The following is a 13,524-nucleotide window of genomic DNA, read 5'->3' on the forward strand; positions in this document are numbered from 1 at the left end:
TAAAATAAATCAAAAAATATGGGGGTTAGGTATGGATTTAATTAGCTTGCCAGTGTATGATACAAAGTTTATCTCAGATATAGAATTCGGTAATGGCGGCGGTGTGCCGCTACTGTTAGATCTTTGCAAGCCTATAAATAGTGAGGGGCCTTTTCCGGCAATTATATATATTCATGGAGGCGGCTGGAAGTTTGGTGATAAGGCTTCAAGCGGAGGAAAGAAGACTTTGAAATTTGCTAAATATGGTTTCGTAACCTGCAGTATCAATCATCGATCCACTAAAAACGCTTCACACCCTGCTCAAATCCATGATGTAAAGGCTGCTGTCAGATGGCTTAGAGCTCATGCCGAAAAGTATCAGATTGATCCAAATAAAATCGGTGTATGGGGTCATTCATCTGGCGGTCATTTAGCCGCCTTGCTTGGAACCTCGGAAGATATTCCAGAACTCAAAGGAAACAGCGGGTCACCCGGATATTCCAGCCGGGTCCAGGCGGTGTGTACTTCTGCAGGCCCAACTGACATCCTTAAAATGGGCGGATGGCACGATGCTCCCAACTCCCCAGAAGCATGCCTTATAGGAAGCACTTACCACAAGGACAAACCACTGATAGCTCAAGAACTTAATCCGATTACACATATCACAAAAGATGTTCCGCCATTCTTAATTATCCATGGAGATCAAGATGAAATCGTACCAGTTGGACAGGCGGAATTTCTATTTAATGGATTAGCGGACGTTTCCTTCTTGCGTATTAAAAATGGAGACCACGATGACTATAATGGAGGAACCTTACAGTTGGATGATATCCTGCCTTTGATCCTTTCTTTCTTCGCTAAAACATTAAAAGGAACTAAACAGCCGGCAGCAGAGATTAAAGCTAAACGGGAAGCGATGAGAAGGGCAATAGATCACTTTTTAAAATAAGTTTACAGGGTCATTTCACCCCAATCTTCTGTTTTTGGGTAGAAGGCAGGAATCGGAACTTGTTTAGACAACAGTCATTATGTACAACAAAGGGCAGATCTCATTAAGGCTTGAGAGAAGCATAAGTTAAAGAAAATAAGCATAAACCTCCTAAGATAAACATACACGCTGAAGGATAAGCATACATTTTTTGCACATAAGCATAAATTGCCAAACGTAAGCATATATCATACAAACCTAAGCATAAAATTCAAAAACTTAAGCATAAAAGCTGAAAACATAAGCATAGGAACCTACAGGAGATGTAAAGTTTTATCCAAACAGTATTTTAGCCACAAATCTCACCGGTTTTATGTATCTAAGACCGCTAATTAATAAAGATATGTTAACAAATAGAGCTTTTTTGAACTATAAATCAACGATTCCCGGAAAATTTGGCCTATCCTTCTTTAAAATGACCATTGTCACTCAGTCTACCATCAGAATTAATGGTTTGATGGGTGTTATGATCAAATTTCAAATAGCGGAATATATAATGGCAGGCACATTCACCTGTCGATGACTTCCTCAAAATTAATAGCTTTGAGTTCACGTCAGTGATAGTGTTTTTACATAGAATAAAAGGACCAGTACACTACTAATCAAAAAATAAAAAACAAATCACAGCAGCAAATACTTTTTACTGCCCCTCCAGCGGATTTACCTAAAAAACTGCACCTCGATTGTTAGTTTTTACTTCCTAACAATCGAGGTGCATCTTCGTTCCCGGCGTTTTTCTTAATAAATCGGTGTATTCTCTTTTGAAGTGTTTTCCAGGATTTCTTTTACCCTGGCTAAGAAACGGCCGCACACGAGTCCGTCCAGGACACGGTGGTCTAAGGACATACAGAGGTTTACCATATCACGGACCGCGATCATTCCGTCAATGATGACCGGGCGTTTAACAATGGACTCCACCTGCAGGATCGCCGCCTGTGGGTAATTGATAATACCCATGGACTGGACAGAACCGAAAGAGCCCGTGTTATTTAAAGTGAATGTACCGCCCTGCATTTCATCTGATTTCAGCTTGCCCGTTCTCACCTTCCCAGCCAGTTCGGTAATTTCCCGAGCAATTCCTTTGATGGTTTTTTCGTCAGCATGTTTAATGACAGGAACATAAAGGGCATCCTCTGTTGCAACGGCAATCGAGATGTTGATGTCCTTCTTCTGGATGATTTTATCTCCAGCCCACATGGAGTTGATCTGCGGGAATTCTTTAAGAGCTTGAGCAACAGCCTTAACAAAGAAGGCAAAGTACGTTAAGTTAAAGCCTTCTGTCTGCTTAAATTCTTTTTTCAATGAATCACGGTAGGAAACCAGGTTTGTTACATCAACTTCCACCATTGTCCATGCATGCGGGGCTTCGTGCTTGCTCCTCAGCATGTTAGCCGCAATAGCTTTGCGTACCCCAGTAACCGGTATCTCAATATCCCCAGCAGCTGTTGGAATTTGAATGGCATCTGGTTTCTTTTGCTGAACTGGAGCTTCCTGCTTTTCAGAACGCTTGGAAGGAGCTGGCTCTGGCGCCGAGACGGCCGGCTTTTCATTCGCAGGTGCAGGAATGCCGCCTGCTTCAACAATGGCAAGCAGGTCTTTTCTTGTAATCCTTCCACCAGCACCTGTGCCTGTAACCCTTGTTAAATCAATCTCGTTTTCCTGAGCTATTTTTAAAACGGCCGGTGAATATCTGGCTTTGTTTTGATTAGCCTGTGGCTGGGTATGTTGTTCTGCAGCTTTTTTTTCTTCAACAGCGCTTTCCTTTGCTTCCTCCTTTTCCCCGCCTTCTATTTCCAGGGAGCAGATGAATTCTCCTACAGAGAGAGTTTCACCCTCTTCAGCTAGTAATTCCTTAATTGTTCCCGTAAAAGACGAGGGAATTTCGGCGTTTACTTTGTCGGTCATCACTTCCGCTATTGGATCATACTTGTTTACTTTATCTCCGGGAGAAACGAGCCACTTACTGATCGTACCTTCCGTAACACTTTCACCCAGCTGAGGCATTTTTAATTGTTCTATTGTCAATGTATATCCCTCCTTCAGCTAGCTGGTGAATTAAAACTCAGCCAGCTCTCTCATTGCCTTTTCTACTTTATCAGGATTAACCATGAAGAATTTTTCCATCGTAGGTGCATATGGCATAGCAGGTATATCAGGACCAGCCAATCGTTTGATCGGCGCATCAAGATCAAACAAACAATTTTCAGAGATGATGGCAGCTACCTCGCTCATAATGCTTCCTTCTTTGTTATCTTCTGTCAGCAGCAGGACTTTACCAGTCTTGGAGGCTGCCTCAATGATCGCTTCTTTATCCAGCGGGTAAATGGTTCTCAAGTCTAAAATATGAGCGGATATACCATCGCTTGCAAGCCTTTCTGCTGCCTGCAGGGCAAAATGAACACAAAGTCCATAAGTGATCACCGTAATATCGTCGCCCTCGCGTTTCACATCTGCCTTACCGATCGGCAGCACATAATCATCATCTGGCACTTCACCCTTGATGAGGCGATAGGCACGCTTATGTTCAAAGAATAATACCGGGTCTTCATCGCGGATCGCCGCCTTTAATAGGCCTTTAACATCGTATGGCGTAGATGGCATCACTATTTTAAGACCGGGCTGCCCTGCAAATACCTTCTCTACCGACTGCGAATGATATAAAGCTCCATGAACACCGCCGCCGTAAGGTGCACGTACTACAATCGGACAGCTCCAATCGTTATTGGATCTATAGCGGATCCTCGCAGCCTCTGAAATAATCTGATTCACGGCAGGCATGATAAAATCAGCAAACTGCATTTCAGCAATAGGCCTCATTCCATACATCGCGGCTCCGATACCGACTCCGGCAATCGCTGATTCTGCAAGCGGAGTGTCAATGACACGGGCTTCACCAAACTGATCATACAAACCATGCGTTGCTTTAAATACTCCGCCTTTTTTCCCGACATCTTCTCCGAGTACGAAAACGCGGGAATCTCTTTCCATTTCTTCTCTCATCGCCATGGTTACAGCATCAATATAAGAAATTACCGCCATTTAAAACTCCCCCTGCTCCTCGGCATACACGTATTTCAAAGCATGCTCCGGCTCTGCATATGGAGCATTTTCCGCATAATCAGTAGCTTCGTTTACGATCTGCATGATTTTTTTATTGATTTGTTCCTCAAGCTCGTCATTCAGCACTCCTGTTTCCTTCAGGTAAGCACCAAACGTAATGATTGGATCTTTCGTTTTAGCCTCCGCCACTTCATCAGGTGCACGGTAAATGCGGTCATCATCATCACTTGAGTGGGCTGTAAGACGATATGAAATCGTCTCAATGAGTGTAGGTCCTTCCCCACGGCGCCCTCTGTCTGCCGCTTCTTTTACAGCTTTATATACTTCTAATGGGTCGTTGCCGTCAACCGTATATCCAGGCATTCCATATCCAATGGCTCTGTCTGAGACATTTTCACAGGCAAGCTGTTTCTCTATCGGTACCGAGATGGCGTATTTATTATTTTCACACATAAAAATGACAGGTAATTTATGTACACCGGCAAAGTTAGCCCCTTCATGGAAATCCCCCTGGTTGGAAGAGCCTTCTCCAAACGTAACAAACGTTACAAGATCTTTGCCTTCCATTTTACCGGCAAGAGCAATGCCCACAGCATGCGGAACCTGGGTTGTAACAGGTGAAGAACCGGTTACAATACGGTTGCTCCTTTGACCAAAGTGTCCTGGCATCTGACGGCCGCCGGAGTTAGGATCTTCCGCTTTAGCGAACCCAGACAGCATAAGCTCTTTTGCTGTCATGCCAAATGAGACCACTACACCTACGTCTCTGTAATAGGGAAGAACATAATCCTTTTCTTTGTCAAGGGCAAAAGCCGCTCCTACCTGGGCAGCCTCCTGCCCCTGGCATGAGATAACAAATGGAATTTTTCCGGAACGGTTCAAGAGCCACATCCGCTCATCAATCCGACGGCTCAACAGCATTTTTTCGTACATATCCAATACGGTTTCATCACTTAGCCCTAAGCCCTTATGGCGATTTTCAACCATGAAAAAACCTCCTATAATTTTATTTGTTTAAAATGGCATCCCAAACAACCGTTCAGGCTCAACACTGTTAAGTATGGATCGCAAGTCCATCCACTGCCTGCGCCGCTTCCCCAATGGCTTCCGAAAGTGTTGGATGCGGGTGGATGGTATGGCCTATTTCCCAAGGAGTTGCATCAAGAACCTTGGCTAAACCTGCTTCAGAGATCATGTCCGTCACATGCGGGCCGATCATATGTACACCTAGAAGATCATCTGTTTCTTCATCCGCAATGATTTTTACAAAACCATCTGATTCCCCATATACCAGCGCCTTCCCTATTACCTTGAATGGAAACTTGCCTGTTTTGATTTTAAAGCCTTTTTCTTTAGCTTCTTCTTCAGTGAGACCCACACTAGCAGCTTCTGGGCTTGAATAGATGCACTTTGATATGGTTGTATAGTCGATTGGCCCGGGGTTTTTCCCAGCTATATGCTCCACGGCAGTAATTCCCTCATGGGAAGCTACGTGTGCCAGCTGGAGGCCGCCGATGACATCGCCAATCGCATAGATATGCGATTCTTTCGTCTGATAAAAAGAGTTGGTTAGAATATATCCTTTTTCTGTCTGAATGTCGGTATTCTGTAAGCCGATGCCCTCTGTATTTGCCATACGTCCCACTGAAACAAGAATTTTTTCTGCTTCAAATACTTTTGTTTCATTTTTTATTTCTGCAGAAATATTTACCTTTTCCGTTTTTTGGAGCGTTTCTGGGAGGACTTTTGCTCCCGTGACAAATTTGACTCCCCGTTTTTTAAGGAGCCGTTCCATTTCTTTAGATACTTCCTTATCTTCTGTCGGGAGGATGCGGTCAGCATATTCGATCACCGTGACTTCAACACCAAAGTCAACAAGCATCGAGGCCCACTCGATGCCAATGACACCCCCGCCTACAATGACGATGGATTTAGGGAGCTCTGTCATCTGCAGCGCTTCATCTGAGGTCATTACCAGATGGCCGTCAATCTCCAAACCTGGGAGTGACCTCGGCCTTGAACCGGTAGCAATGATTACATTCTTAGGAATCAGCATTTCGTTCTCTTCGCCGCTGTTCATTTCCACGGAAATCGTCCCAGGCATAGGGGAAAAAATGGATGGCCCCAGAATTCTTCCAATACCTTCAAAAACATCAATCTTTCCTTTTTTCATTAAAAACTGTACGCCTTTATGGAGCTGGTCTACTATTTTATCTTTCCGTTTCTGCACGTTAAGGAAATTGAGTCCGACTTCACCAGTTGTAACACCGTATTCTTCACTTTTCTTAGCGGTGCTGAAAACTTCCGCACTTCTTAATAACGCTTTTGAAGGGATGCAGCCTCTATGAAGGCAGGTTCCACCCAGCTTCCCTTTTTCCACGATGGCGGTTTTTAATCCCAGCTGGGCGGCACGGATTGCCGCTACATATCCCCCGGTTCCTCCGCCGAGGATCACTAAATCGTATTCCTGTGCCATAATGATTTCACTCCTATTTATAAGGTCATCGTTTTGCGAGCAGTATTAGGATATTGTTTAGCCTTTTCCTCTCCGGAAAGCACCCTTAGGGCACCTTCGGCTAGGGCCTGCAGTTCATTTTCTCCAGGCTGGACAATCACATCGGCAATCCAGTTCACCCTTTTAGATATTGCATTTACAAATTCTTTGCCATATGCAAGTCCGCCGGTCAGGATAATGGCATCTATTCTGCCTTCGAGCACGGCACTTTGTGAACCTATTTCCTTAGCAACCTGGTAGGCCATTGCTGCATATATGATTTCGGCGTCCTTATTTCCTGAGGCGATCATCTTCTCCACTTTAACGGCATCGCTCGTTCCTAAATACCCAGCCATACCGCCTTTGCCTACCAGCATTTTCATGACCTCATCGCGGTAGTAGTCTCCTGAATAGCAGAGTTTGATCAGATCTCCAGCCGGCACGGTTCCTGCTCTTTCCGGACTGAAAGGACCATCACCATGAAGTCCATTATTTACATCTACAACTCTTCCTTTTTTATGGGCCCCGACTGTTATTCCGCCGCCCATATGTACGACGATCAAATTCAGCTCTTCATATCTTCTGCCTAATTCTTTGGCGACTCTTCTGGCAACAGCTTTTTGGTTGAGTGCATGGAAGATGCTTTTCCTTTCAATCAAATTGAACCCTGAAATCCTGGCAATCGGTTCCAATTCATCAACGACTACAGGATCTACAATGAAAGCAGGAATATTGAGGCCTCTTGCTATTTCATGAGCAATGATGCCGCCCAAATTGGAGGCATGCTGCCCGTTGAATCCCTCTTTAAGATCTCTCAGCATCAAGTCATTGACTTCATAGGTTCCGCCTTCAATGGGCCTCAGCAGGCCGCCGCGGCCGCATACTGCACTTAATCTTGAAATATTAATACCTTCTCGATCCAATGTCAGCAGGATAATGTTCTTCCTGAACTCGAATTGCTCAAAGTTATTCTCAAAAATACTCGTTTCTGAAGTATCATGACGGATAGTTCTTTCAAGAAGAGGCAGATCATTATCAAAGACACCTATTTTTGTGGAGGTAGATCCCGGATTGATGACTAGTATTCGCTTATAATGTCCCTGCATGTAGATACCTCCAATAGCAAAGAAAAGGAAAGCGGCCATAGCCTGCAATCCTGTTTCTGCTGTAATTACCTAAACCATTGTATCTACGATTAACGGCGGCGGTTCAAGATGTGTTTCCCATTCTGCAAGAAGGTATTTGTAGAAGTTCTGACACTTTCAATTCGTTCCTCAGCCATCAGGTCAGCTGCCCTGTATGTTGGAATGCCGTCGCGTTTCGCAATTTCAATGACTTTTTCAATGTTATTGTAAATGAGCTCAACTTTCTTCATGGCACGTTCACGGTTGTATCCGTACAATTCGTCCGCAACATTGATAACCCCCCCGGCATTTATTACGTAATCCGGTGCATATACAATGCCCATTTCATGAATCAAATCACCGTGTTTTGTTTCTCTCAACTGATTATTGGCTGCTCCTGCAATGACTTTTGCTTTCAGCTGGGGAATAGTATTGTCGTTTATAACAGCCCCAAGTGCACACGGTGCGTAAATATCACATTCCACGCCATAGATATCCTGGGGATCTACGGCTTTTGCACCAAATTCTTCGACCGCCATTTGGACAGCTTCCTTATTGATGTCCGTAACGATCAGTTTAGCACCTTCTTCATGAAGATGGCGGCAAAGGTTATAAGCAACATTCCCGACACCCTGAACGGCAATCACTTTACCTTCAAGAGAGTCATCTCCAAATGCCGCTTTAGCAGCAGCCTTCATGCCCCGGTATACGCCATATGCAGTGACTGGTGAAGGGTTGCCTGATGAACCGAAGGCAGGAGAAATTCCTGTTACAAAATCCGTTTCCTCGTGAATCAAATCCATATCCGCCACAGTGGTGCCCACATCTTCAGCAGTAATATAACGGCCGTTCAAACCTTGAATATATCTGCCGAATGCACGGAACATCGCTTCATTTTTATCCTTCTTAGGATCGCCAATGATAACGGTCTTGCCGCCACCAAGGTTGAGTCCGGCAGCGGCATTTTTATACGTCATGCCTTTTGCGAGGCGCAGTGCATCCTCAATGGCAGCTTCCTCCGATTCGTAAGTCCACATACGCGTTCCGCCAAGTGCAGGTCCCAGAGTTGTATCATGAATAGCAATGATTGCTTTCAAGCCTGACTTTTTGTCCTGACAGAAAACCACTTGTTCATAGTCATATGTTTCAAGGTATTTGAAAATTTCCACTTTTAAAGCCCCTCTCAAGTTTGCGGTTGAATTAGTTATTAGAAGCAGAGCAGATTGCCAACGCCAATGAATACAGCTTGTTTTCAGCGGAATCTGACCTGGATGTTAATACAATCGGAGCTCTTGCCCCGGCTATTACTGCCCCTACTTTCGCGTTTGCAAAGTATACGAGCGATTTATACAGGCTGTTGCCTGTTTCAATATTAGGCACGAGCAGGATATCTGCAGCGCCGGCTGCTTCGCTTTGAATCCCCTTATGTTCGGCCGCTTCTGCTGATATCGCAATATCAAGAGCAAGAGGTCCGTCAACAATGCAGCCCTTGATCTGCCCCCGCCGGTTCATCTGTGTCAGCAGAGCTCCATCTACGGTAGCCTCCATTTTTGGATTCACCACTTCTACAGCTGCAAGCACGGCTACCTTTGGCATTTCCACTCCGACGCTTCGGGCAATGGCAGCGGCGTTATGGATAATTTCCGCCTTTGCTTTAAGATCCGGCGATATATTCATGGCAGCGTCTGTGATAAAGATCATTCTGGTATGTCCAGGTATCTGGAACGCAGCAACATGTGACAGCATGTTTTCCGTCCGGAGGCCCGAGTCCTTGCTGAGGACGGCTTTTAGAAGATCAGCTGTAGGAATATTCCCCTTCATTAATACACTGGCTTCATGCATCCTTACGGATTGGACAGCAAGCCCAGCAGCTTCCTCGATAGAGGTTGTATGATAAACCTGTATACTGCCATGGCTGGATAACCCTGCTTCTGCCATTTCGAGCAGATGGTTTATTTTATCGCTGTTCCCAAATAATTTAAACTTAGCAAGATTCTTAGCCGCGGCTGAGGCAACCGCTTCAATTACATCACCATCGTCAGCTGCGGCGACAGCCACTGTCGTGTCATTCATTCGGGCTGCTTTTTCCAATAAAATCTCTAAATTCATTTATCCATCTCCCTGCTTAGAGAAATAGTACCCAACTATGTACTAATGCAAATTTCGTGCCAAAACGCTTTACCCTCTACCTTAGCTTTTTTTACAAATAACCCCTGCAATAATTTGCATTCCATGCAAATTATTGCACGCTAATATCTTCAATTTTATATTTTTCCAGCTTATAATATAGGTTCCTGATGGATATTCCCAGAGCCTTTGCGGCAGCCGTCTTATTACCCGCATTTTGCTGAAGGGACTGTGTAATGATTGCCGTCTCAAACTCTTCAACTTTTTGTGCCAGATTCTTAGATCGTTCTGTCCCAAAGAATGGAGAAGTGAAATCTTTCTTCTGCTCTGCTTCAATAACGTCAGGAAGATGTTTCACTTCCATCCACGTTTCATGAAGCTTCATAAAGATCATGGCGCGGCCTAGAATATTCTCAAGTTCCCTAACATTGCCCGGCCAGCTGTATCTTTTCAGTTTATCCAGAGCCCCAGGAGTAATCCCTTCTATATTCCGGCCGTATTCTTGATTCAGCTTTTGAATTAAATATGTACTTAAGGGTTCAATATCTTCTTTTCTGCTTCTTAAAGGTGAGATATGAATAGGCATCCGATTCAGCCTGAAATACAGGTCTTCTCGAAAGCCGCCGCTTTTGATTGCTTGTTCAAGATTCACATTGGTTGCAGCAATGACACGCACATTAATGGGAAATGCTTTTGTAGCCCCTACCTTCATTATTTCCCGTTCCTGCAGGACGCGCAGGAGTTTAGCCTGGGTTCCGGCAGATATTTCTCCAATCTCATCCAGGAAAATACTTCCGTTATTCGCTTCTTCAAACAAACCTCTTTTCCCGCCTCTTCTTGCACCGGAAAATGCTCCTTCTTCATAACCAAAAAGCTCACTCTCAAGCAAGGTCTCTGATAGCGCAGCACAATTCACCCTGACAAACTTATTGAACTTCCTGTCGCTTGCATTATGGATCGCATGTGCAAAAAGCTCTTTGCCAGTTCCCGACTCTCCGCGCAGCAGAATGGTTGCGGGAGTTTGTGCGGCAAGCCTGGCCTGCCCAATGGCCAATTCCATTTCTTCTGAACGGCCGATTATATCTTCAAATGAATATTTGGCTTCTAGTGTTCTAATAATCTGCCTGGCCCTGCTTAGCTCGCGGGTAAGGTTTTCAATCTCTGACATATCATGAATGACACCGACACTGCCCTTCAGCCTGCCATCTACGATGACTGGAGCAACATTGACAATCACTTCTTTTCGGTTGGGGCCAACACGCATTTTGGCTCCCCTAACCGTCCTTCTGGTCTTAAGCACCTGCATATGCATGCTTTCACCCTCATATATATCAGCCGTAGCCGGCTTACCGATGACTTCTTCCTCTTTAAGACCGGTAAGTCTCGTATAAGCGGGGTTGATTAAAATTCCTCTGCCTTCTTCATCCACCACTGAAATTGCTTCATCACTGGATTGAATAATCGCCTCTAACATCACCTGGATGGATTTCAGGTTTGTTATTTCCTCTGCAAGGTTAACAGCCCTGGTAATATCCTTAAAGACAGCAAAGGCTCCAATACTCATGCCCATTTCATTAACCATTGGCACTCTTGTGGTAATTATTTTCAGACCGTTTTGAAGAATCTGTTCTTTATTCGCTTCCACCTGCTGGGAGACGAGGACCTTTGGAAGCCGGCTTGTTGGAATCACCTCTATGATATGCTTTCCAATCACTTCACCGGCAGGCACACCGGTAATCCGCTCAGCACTTTTATTAAAGATGATGACCTGGCTGTTCTGATTGACTACAATCATCCCGTCATCAGCTGAGTCAAAGATTAAATTATGGGTATATGTCTGTTCTTGTAATTCTTTAATCAGATTCTCTTTATCCTCGAAACTTTTTGAAAGGATCTTAGCTACCGCCCCAGGTACGAGTACAGTATTAGGGGGCTTGGCATTCCGGATACTATTAAAAACAGAATCACTTCCTGTTACATCAATAATAATGTCGACGCTGCTGTCCATTAACAAACGCCAGTCTGAATCGGTCGTTATTCCCATTTGTTTAGCAAGCAGAATGCCGGGAGCATCTGTTTTTATGTCTACGATAGCGCGGACCGCCAGATATTCAATTTCCTGGAGCATCCTCAAGATGGCAGTTCCGCCATTACCAGCACCGATGATTACTACATTTTGCATGCTTTTCCCATCTCCTAATAGAGATTTGCAATTTTTTTCATGCGTTACCTGCGCAATTTCTTTCACACTTACCTGAATTTTATCGGAAAAGAGGGTGTCTTGACAAATTTTTATAATAAACTATGATTTGGTGTAGGAAGATTTTTTCAGAAAGGGACTCCTTCTATGAAGCGATTTATTGCCGTTTTAATATTGTTCATCCCTGGTGCATTGGCCGTATATGGAATAAAACTTATGAGAGACATGCTTTTTGCTATTTTACAGCCTCCGTTTACTGCCTTTTGGCTGCAGTTTCTATGCGGACTTATTTTTTGTCTGGGCGGCATTGGATTTGTAGCCGGCTTTGTTTTACATCGAGACCGTAAGCGCAATAAAGTTCAGGATCGGTTTAAGAACCAACGCAGGACAACTCTATAAAAAACAGGAAATCCCAGCTGCTATCCAGCTGGGATTTTTCATTTATACGTTCATCTTTTTCCGCAGGTTCACTGCTTTTTGTGGGAAGTCTGTAAAAAATGCACTGCACTTTACCTTAAACAGACGTTTCATCTGTGATTCATCATTGACGGTGTACGGCCGGACAGCGATACCCGCATTCATTGATTCTGCAATCATGCCGTCTGATATTACTTTTAGACTCGGATGAATCGCTCTTCCGCGTATAGATCTCGCATAGATCCAAGGCATAAAAAGCCCGTTGCTGTAAATGGGGGCAATCTCGATTTCGGGTGCGAGCCGAAAGCAGTGTACAATACTGTAATGATTAAAGGAAGATAAAACGATTCTCTCCTGCAGATTATATTTCCTAATCATATGGACCACTTTTTCTTCCAGTCCCATTGAGGGTTGAAAACCGTTTTTCAGTTCAATATTACAAAGAAGAGGCGTATCTTTAAACCATAATAAAAACTCTTCCAACGTAGGAATGCCCGTTTTTCCATATTTGTTTGCGAACTTATGGCTTGCATTGAGAGTTTTGATTTCGTCCATATTTAAGTCCTTTACATACCCTTTGCCATTCGTGGTTCTATCAACCGTTTCATCATGAATGATCACAACCTGTCCATCTTTGCTGAGCTGTACATCCAGTTCTATTCCTTCTGCTCCAGTTCTAAGTGCTTCGTGAAACGAGATCATCGTATTTTCTGGATAAGTGCCCGCTGATCCCCTGTGTGCAAAGATTTGAGTCATTTACATAATCCTCCCTGAAAAAAGCGATTCTTCTAATATCTATTACTTATTGTATAGGAAATACCTGCTTTTTTTAAAAAGGCTGTTTTCGCAAACTTTGTTGTTATTGAACAAGGAGGTGAATTCCACTACAGGATGCTCGCGGAGCTTAGGGGCGGGCGCTGAGCCTCCTCGGCTTCGCCTGTGGGGTCTCACCTGATCGAAAAGCGGAGGACGGTGCTTTTCAAGAAAAGATCCATCCAAAAGCTGACTGATGATCTTTTATAACTAGAGGCAAAACATTAAAAGAAAGCAGACACCTGACCGGCATAAGACGAGCGGCAGTAAAAGGCCGATTTTGCCTTTTAATGGCGATTGGCTTATGACCGAAGGTGTCAGT

General features: G+C 44.2%; 11 protein-coding genes. 2 read left to right on the forward strand and 9 right to left on the reverse strand.

Annotated features, from left to right (window positions below):
* The first annotated feature begins 31 nt into the window (after positions 1-31).
* Positions 32-928, forward strand: a complete 897-nt coding sequence (locus CUU66_RS21695; RefSeq protein ID WP_101645482.1) for an alpha/beta hydrolase — start codon at positions 32-34, stop codon at positions 926-928.
* A 777-nt stretch (positions 929-1,705) separates the two neighbouring features.
* On the opposite strand, the gene CUU66_RS21700 is transcribed toward CUU66_RS21695, so the two are convergent.
* The 8 genes from CUU66_RS21700 to CUU66_RS21735 form a co-directional block, all read right to left on the reverse strand.
* The gene (locus CUU66_RS21700; RefSeq protein WP_101645483.1) at positions 1,706-2,992 is read right to left on the reverse strand and encodes a dihydrolipoamide acetyltransferase family protein; all 1,287 of its coding nucleotides are present in this window, start codon (positions 2,990-2,992) and stop codon (positions 1,706-1,708) included.
* 30 nt (positions 2,993-3,022) lie between these two features.
* Positions 3,023-4,006 (reverse strand): alpha-ketoacid dehydrogenase subunit beta, encoded by a 984-nt coding sequence (locus CUU66_RS21705; protein ID WP_101645484.1) that lies wholly within the window; start codon positions 4,004-4,006, stop codon positions 3,023-3,025.
* On the reverse strand, positions 4,007-5,014 hold the full coding sequence (locus CUU66_RS21710) for a thiamine pyrophosphate-dependent dehydrogenase E1 component subunit alpha (RefSeq protein ID WP_101645485.1): 1,008 nt from the start codon (positions 5,012-5,014) through the stop codon (positions 4,007-4,009).
* Positions 5,015-5,081: 67 nt separating this feature from the next.
* Complete coding sequence (lpdA, locus tag CUU66_RS21715) at positions 5,082-6,503, reverse strand: dihydrolipoyl dehydrogenase (protein ID WP_101645486.1); 1,422 nt, start codon at positions 6,501-6,503, stop codon at positions 5,082-5,084.
* Positions 6,504-6,520: 17 nt separating this feature from the next.
* A complete protein-coding gene (buk, locus tag CUU66_RS21720) occupies positions 6,521-7,627 on the reverse strand; it encodes a butyrate kinase (protein WP_101645487.1) in 1,107 nt (368 codons plus the stop codon).
* Between the two features lie 89 nt (positions 7,628-7,716).
* Positions 7,717-8,814, reverse strand: coding sequence for a branched-chain amino acid dehydrogenase (bcd, locus tag CUU66_RS21725; RefSeq protein WP_101645488.1), 1,098 nt, complete (start codon positions 8,812-8,814; stop codon positions 7,717-7,719).
* Positions 8,815-8,845: 31 nt separating this feature from the next.
* Positions 8,846-9,754: a phosphate butyryltransferase gene (gene yqiS / locus CUU66_RS21730; protein WP_101645489.1), complete on the reverse strand. Its 909-nt coding sequence runs from the start codon at positions 9,752-9,754 to the stop codon at positions 8,846-8,848.
* Between the two features lie 130 nt (positions 9,755-9,884).
* Positions 9,885-11,954 (reverse strand): sigma-54 interaction domain-containing protein, encoded by a 2,070-nt coding sequence (locus tag CUU66_RS21735; RefSeq protein WP_101645490.1) that lies wholly within the window; start codon positions 11,952-11,954, stop codon positions 9,885-9,887.
* 165 nt (positions 11,955-12,119) lie between these two features.
* Between CUU66_RS21735 and CUU66_RS21740 the strand changes: the two genes are divergently transcribed.
* The gene (locus tag CUU66_RS21740) at positions 12,120-12,371 is read left to right on the forward strand and encodes a DUF2627 domain-containing protein (protein WP_101645491.1); all 252 of its coding nucleotides are present in this window, start codon (positions 12,120-12,122) and stop codon (positions 12,369-12,371) included.
* A gap of 42 nt (positions 12,372-12,413) precedes the next feature.
* Here CUU66_RS21740 and CUU66_RS21745 read toward each other — a convergent pair whose 3' ends face one another.
* Positions 12,414-13,145 carry a glycerophosphodiester phosphodiesterase gene (locus CUU66_RS21745; RefSeq protein ID WP_101645492.1) on the reverse strand — a complete coding sequence of 244 codons (732 nt, stop codon included), beginning with the start codon at positions 13,143-13,145 and terminating at the stop codon, positions 12,414-12,416.
* Positions 13,146-13,524: the final 379 nt, after the last annotated feature.

Origin of the sequence: Peribacillus deserti, assembly GCF_002863585.1 — a bacterium.
In the GTDB taxonomy this organism is placed as follows: domain Bacteria; phylum Bacillota; class Bacilli; order Bacillales; family DSM-1321; genus Paraperibacillus; species Paraperibacillus deserti_A.

Coding starts and splice junctions, on each gene's coding strand:
- buk (WP_101645487.1), bottom strand. CDS start 7,627: ATGCAGGGACATTATAAGCGAATACTAGTCATCAATCCGGGATCTACC.
- CUU66_RS21705 (WP_101645484.1), bottom strand. CDS start 4,006: ATGGCGGTAATTTCTTATATTGATGCTGTAACCATGGCGATGAGAGAA.
- CUU66_RS21740 (WP_101645491.1), top strand. CDS start 12,120: ATGAAGCGATTTATTGCCGTTTTAATATTGTTCATCCCTGGTGCATTG.
- lpdA (WP_101645486.1), bottom strand. CDS start 6,503: ATGGCACAGGAATACGATTTAGTGATCCTCGGCGGAGGAACCGGGGGA.
- CUU66_RS21735 (WP_101645490.1), bottom strand. CDS start 11,954: ATGCAAAATGTAGTAATCATCGGTGCTGGTAATGGCGGAACTGCCATC.
- CUU66_RS21710 (WP_101645485.1), bottom strand. CDS start 5,014: ATGGTTGAAAATCGCCATAAGGGCTTAGGGCTAAGTGATGAAACCGTA.
- yqiS (WP_101645489.1), bottom strand. CDS start 9,754: ATGAATTTAGAGATTTTATTGGAAAAAGCAGCCCGAATGAATGACACG.
- CUU66_RS21695 (WP_101645482.1), top strand. CDS start 32: ATGGATTTAATTAGCTTGCCAGTGTATGATACAAAGTTTATCTCAGAT.
- CUU66_RS21745 (WP_101645492.1), bottom strand. CDS start 13,145: ATGACTCAAATCTTTGCACACAGGGGATCAGCGGGCACTTATCCAGAA.